At 42.2% G+C, this 20,596-nt stretch carries 22 protein-coding genes; 10 read left to right on the top strand and 12 right to left on the bottom strand.

Annotation, left to right across the window (positions count from 1 at the left end):
* Nucleotides 1–66: 66 nt before the first annotated feature.
* The 3 genes from IQ246_RS20655 (at nt 67) to IQ246_RS20645 (ending at nt 2,533) form a co-directional block, all read left to right on the top strand.
* Entirely contained in the window at nt 67–171 is a 105-nt protein-coding gene (locus IQ246_RS20655) for a photosystem II reaction center protein T (RefSeq protein ID WP_071604841.1), read from the top strand.
* Nucleotides 172–461: 290 nt separating this feature from the next.
* On the top strand, nt 462–1,652 hold the full coding sequence (locus IQ246_RS20650) for a 30S ribosomal protein S1 (protein WP_194005204.1): 1,191 nt from the start codon (nt 462–464) through the stop codon (nt 1,650–1,652).
* A gap of 146 nt (nt 1,653–1,798) precedes the next feature.
* Nucleotides 1,799–2,533 (top strand): HAD family hydrolase, encoded by a 735-nt coding sequence (locus tag IQ246_RS20645; RefSeq protein WP_194005203.1) that lies wholly within the window; start codon nt 1,799–1,801, stop codon nt 2,531–2,533.
* Between the two features lie 7 nt (nt 2,534–2,540).
* Here the strand turns inward: IQ246_RS20645 and xseB are convergent, their stop codons facing one another.
* On the bottom strand, nt 2,541–2,774 hold the full coding sequence (xseB, locus tag IQ246_RS20640; protein WP_194005207.1) for an exodeoxyribonuclease VII small subunit: 234 nt from the start codon (nt 2,772–2,774) through the stop codon (nt 2,541–2,543).
* Nucleotides 2,775–2,836: 62 nt separating this feature from the next.
* Entirely contained in the window at nt 2,837–4,069 is a 1,233-nt protein-coding gene (gene xseA / locus IQ246_RS20635) for an exodeoxyribonuclease VII large subunit (protein ID WP_194005202.1), read from the bottom strand.
* Nucleotides 4,070–4,370: 301 nt separating this feature from the next.
* On the opposite strand from xseA, the gene IQ246_RS20625 reads away from it, so the two are divergent.
* The gene (locus IQ246_RS20625; protein WP_194005208.1) at nt 4,371–4,676 is read left to right on the top strand and encodes a hypothetical protein; all 306 of its coding nucleotides are present in this window, start codon (nt 4,371–4,373) and stop codon (nt 4,674–4,676) included.
* On the opposite strand, the gene IQ246_RS20620 is transcribed toward IQ246_RS20625, so the two are convergent.
* Nucleotides 4,636–5,340 (bottom strand): DUF262 domain-containing protein, encoded by a 705-nt coding sequence (locus IQ246_RS20620; protein ID WP_208492233.1) that lies wholly within the window; start codon nt 5,338–5,340, stop codon nt 4,636–4,638. The genes IQ246_RS20625 and IQ246_RS20620 overlap by 41 nt on opposite strands.
* A gap of 499 nt (nt 5,341–5,839) precedes the next feature.
* Between IQ246_RS20620 and recA the strand changes: the two genes are divergently transcribed.
* Nucleotides 5,840–6,910 carry a recombinase RecA gene (gene recA, locus IQ246_RS20615; RefSeq protein ID WP_194005201.1) on the top strand — a complete coding sequence of 357 codons (1,071 nt, stop codon included), beginning with the start codon at nt 5,840–5,842 and terminating at the stop codon, nt 6,908–6,910.
* Between the two features lie 83 nt (nt 6,911–6,993).
* Here the strand turns inward: recA and IQ246_RS20610 are convergent, their stop codons facing one another.
* Both IQ246_RS20610 and IQ246_RS20605 read right to left on the bottom strand, forming a co-directional pair.
* On the bottom strand, nt 6,994–7,731 hold the full coding sequence (locus IQ246_RS20610; protein WP_339379152.1) for an FHA domain-containing protein: 738 nt from the start codon (nt 7,729–7,731) through the stop codon (nt 6,994–6,996).
* 100 nt (nt 7,732–7,831) lie between these two features.
* Nucleotides 7,832–9,448 carry a serine/threonine-protein kinase gene (locus IQ246_RS20605; RefSeq protein ID WP_194005200.1) on the bottom strand — a complete coding sequence of 539 codons (1,617 nt, stop codon included), beginning with the start codon at nt 9,446–9,448 and terminating at the stop codon, nt 7,832–7,834.
* 427 nt (nt 9,449–9,875) lie between these two features.
* Between IQ246_RS20605 and IQ246_RS20600 the strand changes: the two genes are divergently transcribed.
* Nucleotides 9,876–10,037, top strand: a complete 162-nt coding sequence (locus tag IQ246_RS20600; protein ID WP_194005199.1) for a metallothionein — start codon at nt 9,876–9,878, stop codon at nt 10,035–10,037.
* A gap of 74 nt (nt 10,038–10,111) precedes the next feature.
* On the opposite strand, the gene hemL is transcribed toward IQ246_RS20600, so the two are convergent.
* The gene (gene hemL / locus IQ246_RS20595; RefSeq protein ID WP_194005198.1) at nt 10,112–11,410 is read right to left on the bottom strand and encodes a glutamate-1-semialdehyde 2,1-aminomutase; all 1,299 of its coding nucleotides are present in this window, start codon (nt 11,408–11,410) and stop codon (nt 10,112–10,114) included.
* 109 nt (nt 11,411–11,519) lie between these two features.
* Here hemL and IQ246_RS20590 point away from each other — a divergent pair, with 109 nt between their 5' ends.
* The 3 genes from IQ246_RS20590 (at nt 11,520) to IQ246_RS20580 (ending at nt 13,335) form a co-directional block, all read left to right on the top strand.
* The gene (locus IQ246_RS20590; RefSeq protein WP_194005197.1) at nt 11,520–11,708 is read left to right on the top strand and encodes a ChaB family protein; all 189 of its coding nucleotides are present in this window, start codon (nt 11,520–11,522) and stop codon (nt 11,706–11,708) included.
* A 102-nt stretch (nt 11,709–11,810) separates the two neighbouring features.
* Complete coding sequence (hisIE, locus tag IQ246_RS20585) at nt 11,811–12,461, top strand: bifunctional phosphoribosyl-AMP cyclohydrolase/phosphoribosyl-ATP diphosphatase HisIE (protein WP_194005196.1); 651 nt, start codon at nt 11,811–11,813, stop codon at nt 12,459–12,461.
* Nucleotides 12,462–13,137: 676 nt separating this feature from the next.
* Nucleotides 13,138–13,335, top strand: coding sequence for a DUF2811 domain-containing protein (locus IQ246_RS20580; RefSeq protein ID WP_194005195.1), 198 nt, complete (start codon nt 13,138–13,140; stop codon nt 13,333–13,335).
* 477 nt (nt 13,336–13,812) lie between these two features.
* Here the strand turns inward: IQ246_RS20580 and IQ246_RS20575 are convergent, their stop codons facing one another.
* Entirely contained in the window at nt 13,813–14,532 is a 720-nt protein-coding gene (locus tag IQ246_RS20575) for a response regulator transcription factor (protein WP_162395669.1), read from the bottom strand.
* A gap of 689 nt (nt 14,533–15,221) precedes the next feature.
* Here IQ246_RS20575 and IQ246_RS20570 point away from each other — a divergent pair.
* A complete protein-coding gene (locus tag IQ246_RS20570; RefSeq protein WP_194005194.1) occupies nt 15,222–15,842 on the top strand; it encodes a CPP1-like family protein in 621 nt (206 codons plus the stop codon).
* Between the two features lie 189 nt (nt 15,843–16,031).
* Here the strand turns inward: IQ246_RS20570 and IQ246_RS20565 are convergent, their stop codons facing one another.
* The 5 genes from IQ246_RS20565 to IQ246_RS20545 all read right to left on the bottom strand — a co-directional run.
* Nucleotides 16,032–16,724: an HAD family hydrolase gene (locus IQ246_RS20565; RefSeq protein ID WP_194005193.1), complete on the bottom strand. Its 693-nt coding sequence runs from the start codon at nt 16,722–16,724 to the stop codon at nt 16,032–16,034.
* A gap of 148 nt (nt 16,725–16,872) precedes the next feature.
* Nucleotides 16,873–17,985: a 4-hydroxyphenylpyruvate dioxygenase gene (gene hppD / locus IQ246_RS20560; protein WP_194005205.1), complete on the bottom strand. Its 1,113-nt coding sequence runs from the start codon at nt 17,983–17,985 to the stop codon at nt 16,873–16,875.
* Nucleotides 17,986–18,094: 109 nt separating this feature from the next.
* A complete protein-coding gene (locus IQ246_RS20555) occupies nt 18,095–18,799 on the bottom strand; it encodes an SDR family oxidoreductase (protein WP_194005192.1) in 705 nt (234 codons plus the stop codon).
* Nucleotides 18,800–18,882: 83 nt separating this feature from the next.
* Nucleotides 18,883–20,430, bottom strand: a complete 1,548-nt coding sequence (locus IQ246_RS20550; RefSeq protein WP_194005191.1) for a mercuric reductase — start codon at nt 20,428–20,430, stop codon at nt 18,883–18,885.
* 56 nt (nt 20,431–20,486) lie between these two features.
* Nucleotides 20,487–20,596, bottom strand: a 110-nt coding sequence (locus IQ246_RS20545; RefSeq protein ID WP_194004204.1) for a transposase, incomplete at its 5' end; no start/stop codon positions are given.

The following is a 20,596-nucleotide window of genomic DNA, read 5'->3' as shown; positions in this document are numbered from 1 at the left end:
CCCCAATCCCCAATCCCCTAGCTTGGTACAATATCATTACTGGCTGGATAGGTAGGAACTTGTAATATGGAAAGCGTTGCATACATCTTGATTTTGACCCTGGCAATAGGAGTTCTCTTCTTTGCGATCGCATTTCGCGAACCCCCCCGCTTTGAAAAGAAAGATAAATAGGTCACTATTGCCAAACTCTTAAGCGAATCTAAACTTAGTATCCGTTGCCACAATATTAAGTAGCAACGGATACTTTTACTTTTGTCATTTATTTGATTGTGACTACTAACTAACAACCTCTCATTTGAAATGTGATATAATTTGCCATCTGGGAGTTAATATGTGTTATTACTAGCCTTTCTGCGCTAGGATGGGAAAAGACGTAAGTGTAAACTGCTATAAAAACGCTTGCATTTGCATCGAGCTTGTTGCACAACCTTTACGGAGACTAGAACCGGGAACAAATCAGCATGGTCAATCAGAATTTAACCGCTACAGAAATTGGATTTACTCACGAAGATTTCGCTGCTCTACTTGACAAATACGACTATCATTTTAGCCCTGGTGATATAGTACCAGGAACAGTTTTCAGTATAGAGCCGCGCGGCGCTCTGATTGACATTGGTGCTAAAACAGCAGCATATATACCTATACAGGAAATGTCTATTAACCGGGTAGATAGCCCGGAAGAAGTTTTACAGTCAAACGAAACGCGGGAATTTTTCATCCTCACCGACGAAAACGAAGATGGTCAATTAACCCTTTCTATTCGCCGTATTGAATATATGCGGGCTTGGGAACGCGTACGGCAGTTGCAAGCAGAAGATGCAACTGTCCGTTCTGGCGTATTTGCGACCAATCGTGGGGGAGCATTGGTAAGAATTGAGGGTTTACGTGGCTTTATCCCCGGTTCTCACATCAGCACTCGCAAACCTAAAGAAGAATTGGTAGGTGAAGAACTACCATTAAAATTCCTAGAAGTAGACGAAGAACGTAACCGCTTAGTTCTATCTCACCGTCGAGCGCTAGTTGAGCGTAAGATGAACCGCTTGGAAGTCGGTGAAGTAGTGATTGGTACTGTTCGTGGTATCAAACCATACGGTGCTTTTATCGATATTGGCGGTGTTAGTGGTCTACTGCACATCTCTGAGATTTCTCATGAGCACATTGATACACCTCATAGTGTATTTAATGTCAATGATGAAGTAAAAGTTATGATCATTGACTTGGATGCAGAAAGAGGTCGGATTTCATTGTCTACTAAGCAGCTAGAACCTGAACCTGGTGACATGATTAAGAACCGCGATTTGGTGTACGATAAGGCAGAAGAAATGGCAGCTAAGTATCGGGAACAGCTGCTAGCCAAACAGCAAGGTGCTACAGCTACACCTGCTGCGCCTACGGACGCTGACGGTATCGCCGAAGAAGATATTCCATCTGCAATGGAAATTGAAGAAGAAATTCCCGCAGCAACTGGAGAAGAAATTTCAGCAGTAGCTGAAGAAGTTCCAGCAGAAATAGAAACTGAAGAAGAAATTTCAGCAGTAGCTGAAGAAGTTCCAGCAAAAACAGAAACTGAAGAAGAAATTTCAGCAGTAGCTGAAGAAGTTCCAGCAGTAGCTGAAACTGAAGAACAAATTCCAGCAGCTATTGAAGAGTAATACATTTATAGTTTTACTTGTCTGTAATTAAGACTATCAAAGCATAGTAAAAAGAGGGAAAAACCCTCTTTTTTTATGACAGAGAATTGGTAAAAATTAAATGTGAAAAATCAAACCTCATAACTTAATAAGCGGAGTGGAATCTTTTGGCAACTATTAAATGTAGAAACATCACGTTTCCAAATATCCAGGCTATTTTTTTTGATAAAAATGGTACTTTAGAAGATTCTGAAGCGTATTTGCGATCGCTTGCACAAAGAGGAGCGCGGTTAATAGACGCTCAAATCCCCGGAATCAGCGAACCCCTGTTAATGGCATTCGGCATCAATGGTAATAGTCTAGATCCAGCAGGTTTAATCTCGGTGGCTAGCCGTCGTGAAACAGAAGTTGCAGCTGCTGCATATATTGCTGAAACTGGCAAGGGATGGTTTGAGTCCTTAAAAATAGCCCGTCAAGCTCTGGATGAAGCTGAAAAATATATTGGAAAAACTCCTTCGCCTCTGTTTGTAGGTAGCTTGGAGGTATTGAAATCTCTACGAAAAGGTGGGCTTAAACTCGGTATACTCTCAGCAGCGACAACTCAAGAAGTACGCGCATTTGTTGCAAATCACCAGTTAAGCGATTACATCCAACTGGAAATGGGAGTAGATCAGGGGCCGAGTAAACCAGATCCACTACTATTTTTGCAAGCTTGTCAAGCTTTAGGAGTTGAACCGGGAGCTACGTTGATGGTAGGAGATTCTGTTGGGGATATGCAAATGGCGCGTAATGCGAAAGCCGCAGGTTGTATTGGTATCACTTGGGTGGGTAAGTCCGAGAATGTCCAAGGTGCGGATGTAGTAATTAATCAACTTGATGAAATTCAAATTTTAGAAGCTTAATTTAGTTTTATTCATCGCTCAACGTTTCAATTAACAAATCTACTTGCTGCTGTCGCTGCTGCAAAAAAGTTTCACATTGACGTAAATACTCAACAGCGCTTGCAAATTGGTCAAACACCTCTGCCAATTCCAACTCACCCGCTTCAATGCGAGCAATGATTCCCTCTATTTCCACAACCTTAGCCTCATAATTCCAACCCTCCATTGAATCAGAACTAGAAGAACTCTTACGTTTAATCATCATCCCCTCTGCGCTCTTTGCGCCTCTGCGGTAGCTGACAGCCAGCCACTACATGTCTAACGTTAATCTTTCACTTCCATAACTTTTACTTTAACCTCACCCTGCCCCAATTGAATCAATAACTCTTGCCCTACTTCTAACTCAGTAACAGAACGAGCGATCGCCCCATCCTTCTGTCTTACCACTGCATAACCACGCTGCAACACAGCTTTCGGGTCAAGAGTTGCCAACTTTTGCCATAACATTTCTAGATGTTGCGTTGCTTGGTGCGATCGCCCCGTCGTAATTTGCACCAAATGCTGACGCTTCCAAGTTAGCTTGTCCACCTCTTGCTGCACTTGCCGATCTAAGCGCAAACGTCGCAAACGGTTTCGTAATACTTGCAGTTTATTAAGAGCAGTTTTCCCAGAGTCATACACCGCTTCATGTAAAGCAACCACTCGTTGCCGATGCTCAGTATACAACTCTGAAAGTGCTGGCACAACCATTTCTGCCGCCGCAGTGGGTGTATGCACACAAGCATCTGCAACTAAATCTGCTAAAGATTCATCTCGTTGATGACCGATACCAGTAATTACAGGAATAGAACAACTAGCAAGCGATCGCACCACTCGTTCATCATTAAAACAAGCCAACTCCTCAACAGCACCACCACCCCGCGATAAAATTAGCACTTCGGCGCGACCATCTCTTTCCACTCGTTCAATTGCTTTGACGATAGATTCTGGTGCTTGCTCACCTTGTACGGTGGCGGAAGAAAATAAAACGTGTAAACCCGGATATCTCTGCTTAAGAGTTTTTTGAATATCGCCCCAAGCCGCCGCAGTTGGGGAAGTTACGACGGCGATCGTTTGAGGATGAGGGGGGAGCGATCGCTTTCTTTGCCCGTCGAACAACCCCTCAGCCAGCAAGCGATTTTTTAGTTGTTGATAGCGCAGAGCCTGTAAACCAACACCAGCAGGTAAAGTCTGCCAAACTGATAACTGATACTCTCCCCGTTGCGGATACACGCGAATACTGCCCAAAATGATGATCTGCTCACCAGGAACGGGTATCTGGGCAAGTTTTGGCAATTGGCTATTCCATACAACACACTTAATTCCGGCGTTGCGATCAGTATCTTGCAGTGTAAAAAATAATCCACTGCGATGGTGGTTAGCACTAGAAACTTCCCCAGTTACCCAAACTTGCCGCAATTGTTCATCCTGCTCTAACAGCAAGCGGATATAGTCAGTTAATCCAGATACTGAAAGCGCTGTGTCAAGAATGAGGGAGTCGGTAAGGTCGAAAGTCATCAAAGATATGTGAAAGCAAAAGCCTAATCAAATCTTAGCAAATAACGTTAATTGATAGCTATTTTGTTGAATAATCAAACTGAAAATATCCCAAAAATCTATTAGACTTAAATTAATCACTAAATAGAGTTTAAAACCATAATGGAAAAAATAGAACTTGAACTAGACAGACTCACCTTTGAACGAGCAAAAACTCTGGCAATAGTCAATCAATCAACTTTATCAGAATTGATTAGTCACGTAATTGAACGTTTAGCATAAGTTCAGGAGAAAAACGATCCTTTAATGGGATTATATGCTGATGTTCCAGAAATTGTTGATGAAATTGTTGCTGAAGCGATGGAAAAAAGAGGATATACTGGAACAGATGAATGAAGTAGAAAAGTCCCTACTTGATACGGATATTCTTTCAGAAATTATTAAACGAGTAAATCCTCGTATTATTGTCAAAGCCAATAGTTACTTAAATCAGTTTGATAAATATATAATTTCTGCAATTACAGTCATGGAAATTGTAGAAGGCTGGCAAAAACGTAAGCAAGAAAGACGTCTTCAGCAATTTTTAACTATAAAGATGACCAATATTTGTGCCCTTTACCGCTTCTGATAATTGCACGCGCTGCAATACTGTTAGGCTTTCTTCTAGATTCAAGGAGTTTTAGCTCAGTTTTATCAATTGGTGCAGCTTGTTGATTAATTTTGAAGAATGAACTTTCTGCTTTAGTTGCATCACCTTCAACCCATTGAAGTTGAATTGCCAAGGCTACTAGATTTTTAGCATATTTGACAACTTCGGGTTTAACTTTATCAGGGTATGTGGAAGCCAACTTAAAATCATCATGCGAACCGACTGTTTTGTTTACTAATTTTCGCGTTTCTTGAGCAATTTCTAGTTGTTCATCAGAAATTACCCAATCATAAAAAAGTTTTGAAATTTTCCCATCACCATAATCATCATTTACCCAAGCAGATAAAGCACTTAATCTATGGCTACCATCAATTACAAACAAGTAGCCACCTGTGCTTCGCCATAAAATAATTGCTGGTATTAAATCGCCCTCAATAAAATTTTTGATAAATTCACAAATTCTATTTTTATCCCATTCGTTAGTTTCTCTTTGAAAATCAGGTTTTCTGATGTTTGAAAAGAAGAATGAGTCTATCTTAAGGTCTTCAATAGAAATTGTTTCTTTTTTCTTGCCCAGATTAATATTTTCTTCTACATCAAAATCTTCTCGTGGAATCAGAGCATCTAGATTAACTTTAGCCATAATGTTTTTCCCTGTATTGGTACAGTTATACGTCAAGCTTATAGGCAGCAAGTACGACTGAGCATTATCGCCTCTCAAAGCTGAAAGTCACCTAAAGCATTGAAAATCCCTTTACTACTACCCTAAAAGCCTTTTACATCAATCCCGACCCAATGAAATCGCTGTAGATGATATGCTGATTGACATAGCGATCGCTGCTAATTTAGCAACCTCCGCAAATGCTTACGAGTACGGTTCTACTGACAGTGTTGTTTAGATAATTTTTCTTTGAAAACCCTTGCTTACCCAGCCAGAAAAAGCTATCTCTGAATGCAAGTTGGTATCATTGTGCAAGACTACCCAAATCAAGTAGCGATCGGGTTAGGATCTTGTCACAGTTCTTTTTTGATTTGAGAAGTCCTATTCCAGAATTTTCTGGTTAAAATAGTATATCTGTTCTACTCAAGCTCCGAACCCAACACTCCTTAAATCCATAAAATCCATATATTTAGAGGCAGGAATGGCTATCAACACCGATACTTCTGGCAAGCAAAAAGCGCTGAGTATGGTACTCAACCAGATTGAGCGCAGCTTCGGTAAAGGAGCAATCATGCGCCTAGGCGATGCTACCCGGATGCGGGTGGAGACGATTTCCAGTGGTGCGCTCACCTTGGATCTAGCATTAGGTGGTGGTTTACCCAAGGGACGGGTGATTGAGATTTATGGGCCGGAAAGTTCCGGTAAGACCACAGTAGCGCTACACGCACTCGCTGAAGTGCAAAAAAATGGTGGGATTGCTGCCTTTGTTGATGCTGAACACGCCCTTGACCCCACCTACGCTGCGGCCTTGGGTGTAGATATTGACAATTTGCTTATTTCCCAACCGGACACGGGCGAATCGGCTTTAGAAATTGTCGATCAGCTTGTTCGCTCCGCCGCCGTTGACATTGTAGTTATTGACTCAGTGGCAGCATTGGTTCCCCGCGCCGAAATTGAAGGCGATATGGGTGATGTCCACGTTGGTCTTCAGGCAAGGTTGATGAGCCAGGCTCTGCGTAAAATTACTGGTAATATTGGTAAGTCTGGCTGCACAGTAATTTTCATCAACCAGCTGCGTCAAAAAATCGGCGTTACCTACGGTAGTCCAGAAACAACAACTGGCGGTAATGCATTGAAATTCTACGCCTCGGTGCGTTTGGATATTCGCCGAATTCAAACCTTAAAAAAAGGTACAGATGAATTTGGTAATCGCGTCAAAGTTAAAGTTGCTAAAAATAAAGTAGCTCCACCTTTCAGAATTGCGGAATTTGACATTATTTTTGGCAAAGGAATTTCTACCTTGGGTTGTATTGTAGACTTGGCAGAAGAAACTGGCGTACTTGTCCGCAAGGGAGCTTGGTATAGCTACAATGGCGATAATATCTCCCAAGGACGAGACAACGCCATTAAGTATCTAGAAGAAAAACCTGAGTTTGCTGAACAAATTAAACAACTGGTGCGTGAAAAGCTAGACAAAGGAGCTGTTGTTTCTGCTAACTCCGTAACCAAGACTAGCGAAGAAGAGGAAGAAGCCGATTTAGAGGAAGAATAACAGTAGTGAAAACATTGGTGAGCAGCAACTGCTGCTCATCATCATAAGTTGACACTAAAAAATAGAGGCGGACGCAAAGCCTGTTATTTGGGATTGTATGGTGTTTGTTTACTGAAAAAACGATCTAAAATTTCTGATTTCTGCTTTGCGTTTAAGGCATTATACCAATGTTCTAATTTCTCATACAAGTCGGAGTTTTTAACAATAGTTAAAGTATCATCTGAGTCTTCAGATAGTGACTTTTGTCTGTTATGAGGATAAGTAGATTTTGGTGCAGAATTGTCCCCAATTCGAGGCACAAGCTGCATTAATAGCTCCATTGCTACAGTCGGCAAAATGCGGTGCGTATGATTTATAAAAAAATTGAAAGTTATACTGCCCAACTTGATGCGATCGCCATCTTTGAGTTTGAACGGCTGATAAGCGCGTTCACCATTGACAAACGAGCCATTTGTGCTATTAAAGTCAACTAAATAGAAGCCTTGAGCGTCAATAAATTGGATAGCGGCGTGGCGACGAGACAAATAACTATCAGCAATGCGGATGCCACTACTGCGATCGCGACCTATTGTCCAAATCTGCTGTGGCTGCCGTAAACTTTGTGTTTCCTTTTCGCACAAGTTAGTTATCAAATAAACAGCAGCAGTATCTACTACACCATTTACATACCAGAGATTCACCCTTCCCAACGAAGGCTGATACACGTTTTCTAGTTGAAGAATTTCATCTAGAAGGCTGCTATGGTGTTCATACAACTTAAGAAATACCTGATATAAACTTAATCGCTGTTGTATTTCCGTTTGTGCAGAGTCAGCCATCATAAGTAAGCCTTGTATTGCCTGATTTCAATCATGAATATTTTGCCTTAGCCTATAACTAGCGATAATTGCTTTTTCATTTAACTAATGTAAAAATCTTAAATCATAACAAGCCTCGTTTACCATTGGGCCGCACAGTCATCCAATTCGTTTTTGCCAGTGCCATCTGCTCTTCGGAAATTTTAGCACCAGTCAGATTAGTACCACACAGATTAGCTCCCCGGAGATTGGCATTGCTCAGATGAGCATGGCTGAGGTCTGCACCTCGCAGATCTGCTCCTTCCAAATCAGCATGGTTGAAGTAAGCTTTGCTCAGATTAGCGTCTTTGAGATTGGATCGAGTGAGGCTGGCTCTCCCAAAGTCACTATTGTAGAGATTAGCTCCTTGGAGATTAGTTTTTTGCAATTGAGATGAATGGAAGTTTGTTTCTGATAAGTCAGCACCTTGTAGGTTAAGCAAGCTTAAATTGTGTAAGGCAAAATCCCGTCTCCCCTTCATATATGCTGTTAGTATACTTTGGGTATCTAACTTGCGCTCAACTTTAGAATTTTGAATTTGCGAACCATTACTGTTGCTATTAGCCAAAGTTGTTGATTTAGCCATTACAGGCCCCTGATGCATTCCCCCTGCTTGTAGTCCAGCGGCTTCTGCTACTCTAGCTCGTCTAGCACGAATTGCTGCCGCTACCTGGGCCATGCCTGTGTTGGCAGCAGCAGAAGGGTTACTGCACAAAACAGCAGAATCATCTCGGCGATTATGTGTTCGCTCTTTAGCACCAGCATCGGATTGAATTAGCAAACCCTGTGCTAGTCCCTCCAGATATGGTTCTATCTCTAATGCTCTGAGAACTTCTTCTGCTGACTGGTAACGAGTGCGTACTGACATCTCTAACATTTTCCTCAGCACGTTGGTCAAATGGTTACTCACCTGCACGACCGACTCCCACATCATCTCACCCGTTGTGGAATTGTATTCTAAATCTTTAGGGGTTTTGCCAGTTAGCAGATAAATGCATGTCACCCCTAGGGCATAAATATCACTGGCATAGACTGGACGCATAGCCATTTGTTCTGGAGGAGCAAAACCAGGGGTGCCGATCGCATACGCAGTTAATGCTGTGTGGCCTGATTGGCTTGGTACAGCTTGACTAACTTGATTTTTTACAGCTCCAAAGTCGATGAGAACCATCCTGGCATCTTGACTACGGCGAATCAAATTGGCTGGTTTGATATCACGGTGAATCACCTTGCGCTCATGGATGTATTGCAACAATGGTAATGTCTCACTCAAGAACTGCTTAACTCCAGTTTCGCTTAAGATACCGTTGTGCTTGACTTCCTCCTGGAGGGTATCACCACTGATGTATTCTTGAACTAAATAAAATTGTTCCTGTTCTTCAAAATAGTCCAGCAGCCGAGGGATTTGGGGATGATTGCCAATTTTGCCTAGAGTCTTAGCTTCTCGCTCAAAGAGTTCTCGCGCCATCTGCAAAACATGTGGTGTGTTCCCAGAGGGGCGTAGTTGCTTGATTACACAACTTGGCTCTCCTGGCAAGGCTTGATCATTAGCTAAGAAGGTTGCTCCAAAACCACCTTGACCTAATGGTTTGAATACCCGATAGCGATCGCGCAACAGTAGTCGCGAGCCACAAGACTGACACATCTGGCTATATGCCAAATTTTCTGGATTGAGACAGGTAGGATTTAAGCAGTAGCTCATGCACTGTCAACTCGCTGCACGAATAATAACGGGGAGCATTACACTCTCATTTCATTATTGAGAGCAGAATCAACTTTTACCAGGTAATTTTTGCTGGAAAGACTTTGAAGAGTTCCTAAAGTTATACTGAGGTTACTTAAAGCTTTAACAAACTGAAGAGAATTTACTGTACTTACTCTAAAAACCCTTTTTTCAGCCATTATTTAGCTTAAATACGTAGCGAATACTGCAACTTGGGTTATTAATCAACTACAAACAATATCAAGTACATTTAATTACCAAAATTTAAATAAAAACATTTGTCCTTCTCACTCACTCTTTTTATCTCCAATGCCAGTTTAAGTTATATTAATTAATATATGAATAAGTGTTCAGATATTTTAGAGTTATCTTTTCAAACTAATCTCACGAGGAAATTGAGAAAAATATGTCAACCGTAAACCAAATGAAATGCGCTTGTCCGACCTGCCTGTGTATTGTTTCACTTGAGGATGCCATCAATAAGGACAGCAAATTCTACTGTTCTGAAGCCTGTGCTGAAGGTCATCAAACCATACAAGGCTGTGGTCATAAGGGCTGTGGCTGTTAAGTAGTACTGAGTGCTGAGTTGGCAAAAACCAGTCTTTACTCAGAACTCAGCACTTCAACTCAGCACTTTTTAGGTCACAGATTAGACATTACATCCCGTGCCACTGCTAAAGTTTGCTCAATATCTTCCTCAGTGTGAGCTAAGGATGTAAACCCAGCCTCAAACTGAGAAGGTGCTAAGTAAACACCGCCCTCTAACATACCGCGATGGAAGCGTCCGAATTTAGCTGTATCAGACTTTTTCGCATCTTCATAGTTATGAACTGGCCCAGAGGTAAAGAATAACCCGAACATAGCGCTAATTTGACCACCACAAGCCGCATGACCTGTTTCTTTGGCAATTTGTAGTAACCCATTTGCTAGCTTCTGCGTAATCCGGTCAAGATACTCATAAGTACCAGGCTTTTGCAGCAATTCCAAAGTCTTAATACCAGCAGTCATCGCCAGAGGATTACCTGAAAGAGTCCCAGCTTGATACATAGGGCCTGCGGGGGCAACCATTGACATGATATCCCGGCGACCGCCATACGCTCCCACTGGCAAACCACCACCGATAACCTTACCCAGGGTTGTTAAATCGGGGGTGACACTAAATTTATCTTGAGCGCCACCGTAAGCAATGCGGAAGCCTGTCATTACCTCATCAAATATCAATAACGCCCCATGCTCGTGGGTAAGCTCCCGTAACCCCTCTAAGAAGCCAGCATCAGGAGAAATAAAGCCAGCATTACCGACGACTGGCTCAAGAATGACGCCAGCGATTTCATTGCGGTTATCCTCAAACAAGGCTTTCACAGCTTCTAGATCATTAAAAGGTGCAGTCAAAGTGTTGCTAGTTGCCGATTTAGGTACTCCTGGCGAGTCGGGTAAGCCGAGTGTAGCAACACCAGAACCCGCCTTCACTAAAAATGTATCAGCGTGACCGTGATAACAGCCTTCAAACTTGATAATTTTGTCTCGTTTAGTGAAAGCCCGCATCAGCCTCAAAACTCCCATACAGGCTTCAGTCCCAGAGTTAACAAATCTTACCATTTCAATGCTGGGAACCGCATCAATGACCATTTCTGCCAGAACATTTTCCAGTACTGAGGGCGCACCGAAACTAGTACCTTTTTCTAAGGCTTCATGCAGCGCCGCAATAACTTCCGGATGAGCATGACCGCAAATTGCTGGACCCCAAGTGCCTACATAGTCGATATATTGGTTGCCATCTACATCCCAAATGTATGCACCTTTAACGTGATCAAAAACAATGGGTTGTCCGCCTACAGATTTGAAAGCACGAACTGGAGAATTGACTCCTCCTGGCATGAGATTTTGGGCAGCAGCGAAGATTTCTTGTGATTTTGTTGTTTTTATCGTGGTATTTACCAAGGTTCTCTCCTAACAGTGGGCAAGAAAAAAAAGCTCTATCTTAGGATAGGGTTAAAAACAGCTTAGAATTTCTATCGTATAAAATTAGCTGAACTATAAAAATAACAATATGTTATATAAATCCAATCAAGACTTGCCTTTAGAGATTCGTACTCGATTGTCTGAGGCATATCAGGATCTTTACCGGGCAGCCTTTAACTCGGCGATCCACTGGTATGGTGAAGCACCAAAAGCTCACCAAGTTGCATTAAGTGCGATAAAAATGCAATCTGCTATGGATAGAAATGTTCTTGTTTAAGTTGACTAAGAAAAAATTCAATTCATAAAAGCATATCAGCTGTTGTATTTAGAATGGTATCGTGAATCCATGAATCATTCTCATTAGAGCAAGCTAGCTGATATGTATTCTAACAATCTGCATTCACTGCGTTTTGCCATCCCTGTTAAGGAAATTCGCTACGATGAACGGGGTCTAGTGCCTGCAATTGTCCAAGATGATCTTGATGGTACTGTGCTGATGATGGCGTGGATGAATCAGGAGTCGTTAAACAAGACTTTGGAAACTGGAGAAACTTGGTTTTGGAGTCGTTCCCGTAATGAATTATGGCATAAGGGAGCGACTTCTGGGCATACTCAAAAAGTCAAGACTATCCGTTATGACTGTGATAGTGATGCGCTCCTTATTGGGGTAGAGCAGGTTGGAGATATTGCTTGCCACACTGGTCAACGTAGTTGTTTTCATCAAGTAGACGGGAGAGTTGCCCTACCACCAGGCGACACATTATCGCAATTGTTTCAGGTGATATGCGATCGCCGCGACAACCCTACTGAAAGTTCTTACACGTGTAAGTTATTGGCAGGCGGTGATAATAAAATTTTGAAGAAAATCGGTGAGGAAACCGCTGAGGTAGTAATGGCCTTTAAGGATGATGAAGCTGATGCGATCGCAGGTGAAGTAGCTGACTTGTTTTATCATACTCTCGTTGCTTTAGCTTACCATCAAGTGGATTTAAAATCAGTGTATCGCAAGTTGCAAGAGCGTCGGAATTGACACTCTGGTAGTTCAAGCCGTGTGGATTTTTAGTTCATCGATCCAGGATACATGAAAACTGACTTTTAAAACATCTTCTTAGTTAAAGCGATCGCATATAGATAACATCGAAGCCACGCCACAACCAATAGGCTTTCGATTTCAACAGCGATCGCCTTAATATCATTTAACTTTCAGGTTGCTCCTCATAAGGTGCAGGCGATCATATTTGTAAACGTTTTTGTAATTCTTATCATTGACTACTATTTTCCTCACTGATTCCACAGGGTTTCCACAGGTATTTTTGCAGTTTTCCACAGGTGTACTACGAACCAATAAGCTGTTGCCGTCTTATTGGGGATTGTTGATTACAAGTGGCAATGAACTGCGTGGACTGAGTTTTTGTTAAGTAAAGTAACTAAAAATAGACTATAAGCCTGATTATTTCGTTAGCAATTATTTTTTATACAATCGTTTTTAACATTTCGCAGCATTGACAAACCTACCCCCTTTTGGCGCACAATGATGCGGCTTGCTTTTATAGTGCATTCAATCGCTGACATCAAATGTATCAAAGATATTACCTAAGATGTAAGTGCAGATTGTCAGGCTGGCGAAAGATTGTGTGAGGTAGCCTTAAGCTGGTTTACCACAATTAACTTGTCCCTCTTTATTAGTCTCATAGAAGGAAAATCTTATGAACACAACAGTTAGTATCTTTACAGAAATTCCCGAAGGACTCCACGAATCCCTAAAAAACTACTTAGAAAAGCATCCCGATTGGGATCAAAATAGAGTACTGACGGCGGCATTATCACTATTTTTGCTGCAAAATGGAGATAGCGATCGCCGTGCGGCCCGAGTCTATCTGGAAACTTTGTTTCACAACTGCTAAGTATAATTATTCAGGATTAACAATAGGGATTTGGGACTGGTGACTCAGTACGGTGTTATGCCTTTACGTAGCGTCTCGTAGAGAAGAGGAGAGGCTAAGAGCAATAGAACAGCGTTCGCTCGTTCCTAGCGAACGTCATTTTTCAAAACTATGAAAAACTCCATTCACAAGGGGATAGAGTTTTTGGACATGGGGCATGGAAAAGAAGCTACCAATGCCCCATGCCCCATGCCCCATGCCCCATGACTATCCCTCTACAAACACCTGGGGATGGAGTTTCCCGTAGCTTTCAATGAAAGATAGTTCATAGATGTCTATTGCAAAATTTGAAAAACTCTCAATGTCATCCTGAATGGAACGCATCTAACTTACACTGCGTTCCGCTCAGCATGGCACATTAAAGTTATGGATTTATGAAATCCAGTACCTAGTTATTTTAGTCAAACGTCAGAAATTCAAAAACTCTAGATTATGGACTCAGGACTTAGCCTCCAACTGCTGGGGTTGAGTAGGACATTCAAATTTATAGCCTACGCCACGTACAGTTTGAATTAATGCTGGCTGACTAGCATCTACTTCAATCTTCTTGCGAATTTGACCGATATGCACATCTACAACCCGTTGGTCGCCCACATATTCATAGTCCCACACCTCTTGGATTAATTCTGCACGCCGCCAAACTCGACCTGGATGACTGGCTAAAAAATGCAACAAGTCAAATTCCAGAGCAGTTAAGAGTACTGGTTGGCTATTAAGTGTCACCTCCCGCCGCACTGGATCAATCATAAGTTTTTCAAATAGCAGGCGTTTTTGTTCTGCGGTAGTCACAACCCGCTGACGCCTTAAAATAGCTGCTACTCTGACTTCTAGTTCTCCCAGCCCAAAGGGCTTGGTGAGATAATCATCAGCACCTTTAGCAAAGCCGCGAATCTTGTCAGCTTCGTCTGCACGGCTAGTCAGCATGAGAACAAACACACCATTACGACTTTGCATCTCTTGGCAGAGGTTAAACCCAATTACGTCTGGTAAATTCACATCTAGAATTACCAAATCAGGGTTAAATTGCTCAAATAGAGCTAAAGCCATCTTTCCATCTTCAGCAGCCTCCACCTGATAGTTCTGCTTAATCAAAAAGCGTTGGATTAAATTGCGGACCGCAGGGTCGTCGTCAACTACAAGAATCTTGGCAGGAGCCATGACCATCACTTTGCACAAAAATTCATAGGATTAACAGGAGGATTGCGTGAATACGCAGTTTCCACTTCGGCACTAATTAAGAATTTACAAGACTAATGCATGAGAATCCTGATTATTCAAAATAATAGTGTAATCGGGATTCTAGACAATGAAAGCGCAAAACTCTGGATAGCCAGCGCTACATGTAAGTGCAAACCTTGTAATTGTCAATTTTATGTCCAGCAGACAGATGTTCTGATTTTAGCCACAGCACTTTGCTAAACTGGGACAATTTTTCCCACCTAAGTGCTAATTTAAAACGTTACAATTTTAAATCGATATGTGAAATACAGATCGATCGCACAAGTTGTAATTGTAAGGCTAATTCAAAAAGACTCACTCAAGGCAGGGCAAGTTGCCAAATTTGAAACAGTAAAGTTAATTTTTTCATAAATAATGTGTAGGTATCCCCAGTTCAAATTCTAGAGTAAAGCTCTAAGTAAATAACGACATGAGGAAATACACGGAGTTATAGCTATATGCTAAAGTGACTATAGTTAAAATTTACAAGTCAATTAAACTGACCCGTGCTACTATCCTGGTAGGGCACATAAATCTATCGGGGCATTAGTTTCGATTAGAATAAAGCCTATAGCTGTTTTTATTCGACAAAAGACTGCCGCTGACTGAGGCTGAAGTAAAAAACTCCCATGAGCGATCAAAATCCCTACGAAAAACTTGGGGTATCAGAAGAGGCTAGCTTCGATGAGATTCAGGATGCTCGGAATCGCCTATTCGAGCAACACAGTAGCGATGCCAAGCGTCTAGAAATGATTGAAGCAGCTTACGATGCGATTTTAATGGATCGCTTACGGATGCGCCAAGAAGGTAAAATAAAAGTCCCTGAGCGCATCCGGTTCCCAGAATTGCGTGTGCAATCGGCTCCTAAAGAAAGTTCAACCCCTCGTGAGCAGTCGCCTGCATGGCTGCAACGAATGTTGGATCAACCGACACCTACGGATGTGCTATTACCAGCAGCTTGGTATGTTGGATTGAGTGCTATCACTGTGTTTTATCCAGAGGCGGGCGACCAGGTTTTACAGTTAGCATTGGTGGTTGGGGTGGGAGTAAGTATTTACTTTCTCAATCGTAAGGAAGGCAAGTTTGGTAGAGCAGTTTTATTTACACTTATCTCCTTAATAATTGGTTTAATAGCTGGAGGATTACTTGCTACCTGGCTAATACCTCAAACACGATTCATCACGCCAAATCAATTTTCAACGGTACTAACGTTTATATTGTTGTGGTTGATCAGTAGCTTTCTGCGTTAAACCGATTTGGAATTGAGATTATACTCTATTTCTTACTTTTGGAAAGTCTCCTAAAAGAAAATGTCTCATTGAATATTGGATTTTGGATGTATATTATTGCTAAAAGTTAATGGGATTAGAAGCTAATGATCTGTTACTCAAGAGAAGAAGAAAATAGACAAACTCTTGCATAGCAGATTCAGGACATCCCTAGACAAGACGTTGAGGCTCTAAGATTAAATCTACAGCGAAGCTAAGATCCTTAACAATTAAGTCGGGGTAGCAAAGTTCCAATTGAGTGCGATCGCGGATGCCACACTCTACAGCCATCACCTTAACACCGTGTTTTTTAGCAGCGGCGATGTCGGCTTCTGTATCCCCGATCATCCAAGTATCAGCAGCTGGGTCAAGTTCTTTCAATGCTCGTGCCATCAACAAAGGCTTATCTTCGATGTCGCGGGTTTTAACATAGTCGTTACTAAGGCAGTAACAACGATTTTTTGGGAAAAACCTACCTAAATCGTATTTTTTAAAGGCATAATCTAGTTCCCAAACCCGACGCATAGTCATAACCGCCAAATCAACGCCAGCTTGTTGAATTTTTAACAGTGCTTCTACAGCACCAGGTGCGAGGCTATCATACTGGAAATAAGGTTCTGTATGCACTGTTTGTCGGCGCAACTGGGAAAATTCTTGTGCTTGAGCTTCGTCCAACCCAGAATTCAAAGCAATTTGTTTTTCGGGAACGCGCGATCGCTTTAGCTGCCAAAATTCTGCTTTAGAAAGTTGTCGTACTAGTTGGCTTGGGTGTCGGGTTTTTTCCAAGCAGAATTGATAAACATGATAATATCGTTCAGACACATCAATAATCGGGCCGTCAAAGTCAGTAATTAGTCTTAGCATCGGCGATAAATATTAATATTTATTAAAATTATCTCATTTCTGGAGCTATTTTTCGAGAGATCAACAGCACGATCAAGTTTGGATAGGTATTTTTTATCTAAACTTGCTTCTAAGGAAGTATCAAGGTATATTTTGAATTTTAAATCGTTTAGGTGAGAGTACCGCGTTTGATTTGTTCGCTTTCAATAGCTTCAAATAAGGCGCGAAAGTTACCTTCCCCAAAGCCTTGAGCTTGGGAACGGCGTTCAATAAACTCAAAGAAAAATGTCGGCTGTTCAAAAATCGGCTGTGTGAAAATTTGCAGTAGTAGGGGAGCGCCATTTTGTAACTCTACGGGAGCATTCTCTTGCCAGTCCACTAAGATTTCTTGTTGGGCGATCGCCTCAATTTCTCGGTGTGACAGTGGAAATCCTGGTCGCTGTTTTAGCTGTGAGTAGTAGCTATTGGGAACTGAGAGTAAAGATAGACCACAGGCTCGAAATTGGGCGATCGCACTAATCAGATTGGGTATTCGCAAAGCGATATGTTGAATTCCAGGGCCGTGGTTAATATCCAGAAATTCCTGAATTTGGGAATTACTAGAAGCTGGCTCATTAATTGGCATCTGTACGCTACCATTGCGCGAAACCATTACTTGGCTGTATAAAGCAGAACGATCAGTTTTAATTTTAAATATCTGTTGGGGTTGAAAATCTAGAATTTTTTCATACCAAGCGACAGCACGGTCTAAATCACCCGATGCCACATTTAGCACTATGTGATCTATGGCGGTAATCGAAGAGGAAAGAAGATCGAGAGGAGGGGAGGACAAGAATACTTTTTTACTTATCTTCTCAAGCCTCGCACTCTCCCACTCTCCTGTAGTGGGAGAGTGCCTTTCAATTAACGTATGAGTCAGCCCACCCCAAGCGGCAATTGTGCTCCATTTAGCGAATCTATCACCCTCCCGATGTTCCTGGATGGGTTGTAGGACTTCAGCATCGTGTGCTTGAGCCAGAGCGATCGCTGCTTCCACGTCTTCAACAATGAAAGCGATATCTGCTACACCAGGTGGATGCTGATGTAGAAACTCAGCTACTGGACTTGTAGGCAATAGTGGTGAAGACAGCAAAAAACAGACGACACCACTTTTGACAACTTCCGTGCAAGTGTGAGATGAACTGATGTTATTGGCTACTGCTTGAAAACCGAGATGGTGTACAAACCAATCCCGCCACACTTTGGCATCTTCTACATAAAAGTGAACGTGATCAATTTTTATCATAAGTTATGAAAATCCAGCTTAACAGTTTATATATCTGTAAATTCTGCCTTTATTGCTAGATTTTCTGGTCTTTCCTAAGCAAGAATTATGTCAGCGTACTTTAATCCTAGAAGAACAGATGACTATCAGGTTGAATATTAATTTCCATTGGCACAGCTTGAGGTTCCGCAGAAAGGGCAAATAAAATTGCATTGGCAGCAGTTTCAGGACTGAGCATTTTTTTCCGGTCTACCTTTAAATTCACGTTGTCCCAGAAAGGAGAATCTACCCCACCAAAGTAGAATAGCGTGAACTTGATACCAAAACGCTTAAGTTCCTCTGCCATGCACTTGCTGAAACCAACAACACCAAACTTAGAAGCCGAATAAGCCGCAGCCGTCGCCATCGAATGTTTGCCCAAAATCCCGATCACGTTACAAATATGACCAGACTTGCGCTTTTGCATTTCTTCAGCAGCCGCCTGAGTAGTGTAGAAGCTGCCTTTTAAGTTGACATCTAGCATCTTGTCTAAATCAGCTGGTTCCAGGTTGTTGTAGGGCTTGAGGATACCAGCACCAGCTGCATTCACCAAAACATCGATTTGACCGAACTCGGCAACAGCCTTATCTATTAAAATATCTACCTGTTGTGGATCAGTAATATCGCAGGGAATGGTCAAAATAGACCCTGGTAGCTCATCTGCTAGTGTTGTTAAACGAACCACATCTCTTGCAGCCAGCACCAACTTTGCCCCTGTAGAGGCAAGTTTGCGAGTTAAGGCTGAACCAATGCCGCCAGTAGCACCAACAACGACAATGACTTTATCCTGCATCTTAACTATTTATATTTAGTTACATTAATTTACATAATACTGAATTACGGGCTGTTGTGCGTAGGCTCATAATTCCGCCGAATTCAAGAAAGCTTTGTGAGAAATCCTAAGAATCGTTTGGTTTTTGGTGTAAGGAGTGTACGACGGTAAGCATCCGCAGCTTTCTTAATAGCTTCAGCTTGAGTGGGATAAGGATGAATCACACCACTGAGCTTGCTCAAACCCAGTTTACCGACAATTGCTGTAGTTACTTCTGAGATCATCTCACCCGCATGACTGGCGACAATAGTAGCACCCAAGATTTCATCAGACCCCTTTTTGTGGTGAATTTTGAGAAATCCTAACTCTTCTCCATCGGCGATCGCTCGGTCTACACTATTAAAAGGAATTTTGATTGTAGTCACATCAATGCCCAACTTTTGCGCCTCGTGTTCATACATTCCCACATGAGCAATTTCGGGATCAGTATAAGTTACCCACGGCATCACTAGACTACTGAGTTTGGAGCGTCCCAAACCAAAAGGAGAAAACAGCGTATTCTTAATCACAATCCGCGCCGCCGCATCAGCAGCATGGGTAAACTTCCAATTCATGCAGATATCGCCTGCTGCATAAATCTTGGGATTCGTAGTCTGGAGATAATCATTTACCTTTACACCCTGGCGCTTGTCATATTCCACTCCCACTGCTTCCAAATTTAAGCCTTCCACATTCGGCGCACGTCCTGCACCTGCTAAAATTTCATCTACTGTGACAGAATCTCGATGACCATTAGAGGAAAAGTAAAGCCTTTTGCCCTCGGTGACAGTTACCACTTCTTCCAACTGGGAATTCAGCACCACACGAATTCCTTCATGAATCAAGACCTTTTGCAGAATTTCAGCGGCGTCAGCATCTTCTTTGTTGAGCAAGTGAGAACCACGATGGAAAAGTATAACCTCACAACCCAAGCGCCGGAAGGCTTGCGCTAATTCGCAACCAATTGGGCCGCCACCAATTATTGCTAAACGTTCTGGTTTTTGAATTAGAGAAAAAACCGTCTCATTGGTTAGATAACCCGCCTTTTCAATTCCTGGAATCGAGAGTTGCGCGGCTCTGGCTCCAGTCGCAATTACAGCTTTTTTAAACCGGAGGGTTTTGTTACCAACTTCCACGGTATTTTTACTCGCAAACCGACCACTACCTAAGAAGACATCAACCCCTAGTTTCTGAAAGCGCTCAGCCGAGTCATTATGGCTAATACCAGCTCTTATCCGCCGCATCCGGGCCATGACTGCGGGAAAATCAACATCAATCTGTTTTGGAATGTTAATTCCAAAGTTTTTGGCATTCCAGATTTCGCCAACTACGCGAGAAGAACGGATAACAGTTTTAGACGGTACGCAACCAACATTCAAGCAATCTCCACCCATGAGATGCTTTTCAATCAAAGCCACTTTTAAACTCAAATCCAGACCCGCTGCACCCGCCGCCACTACTAATCCCGCCGTACCAGCGCCAATCACCACCAAGTCGTAAATATCAGCAGGTTCAGGATTAACCCAATTTGGCGGATGGACGTAGGATACCAACGTCTGGTTATACTCATCAATTGGCCGAACAGTGACTCTCTCGAATTCTGAATTGGACATTGGTAATACCTCGTTTGAACTGGTGACTGGGAAGATTTCTGGTTCTACCGATCCCCTTATGGAGATTTAACACTAAAGTGCCAAGATAATAGGCAGCGCAATCGAAAGTTTGCGAAATTACGAAAGCCATAACCTAGCCTTTTAATCAGCTTCAACTTATTGTTAA

Source organism: aff. Roholtiella sp. LEGE 12411 (assembly GCF_015206995.1).
Lineage (GTDB): Bacteria > Cyanobacteriota > Cyanobacteriia > Cyanobacteriales > Nostocaceae > Komarekiella.
The sequence above is the reverse complement of the archived record's forward strand: the minus strand, read 5'-3'. Positions and strand labels throughout refer to the sequence as shown.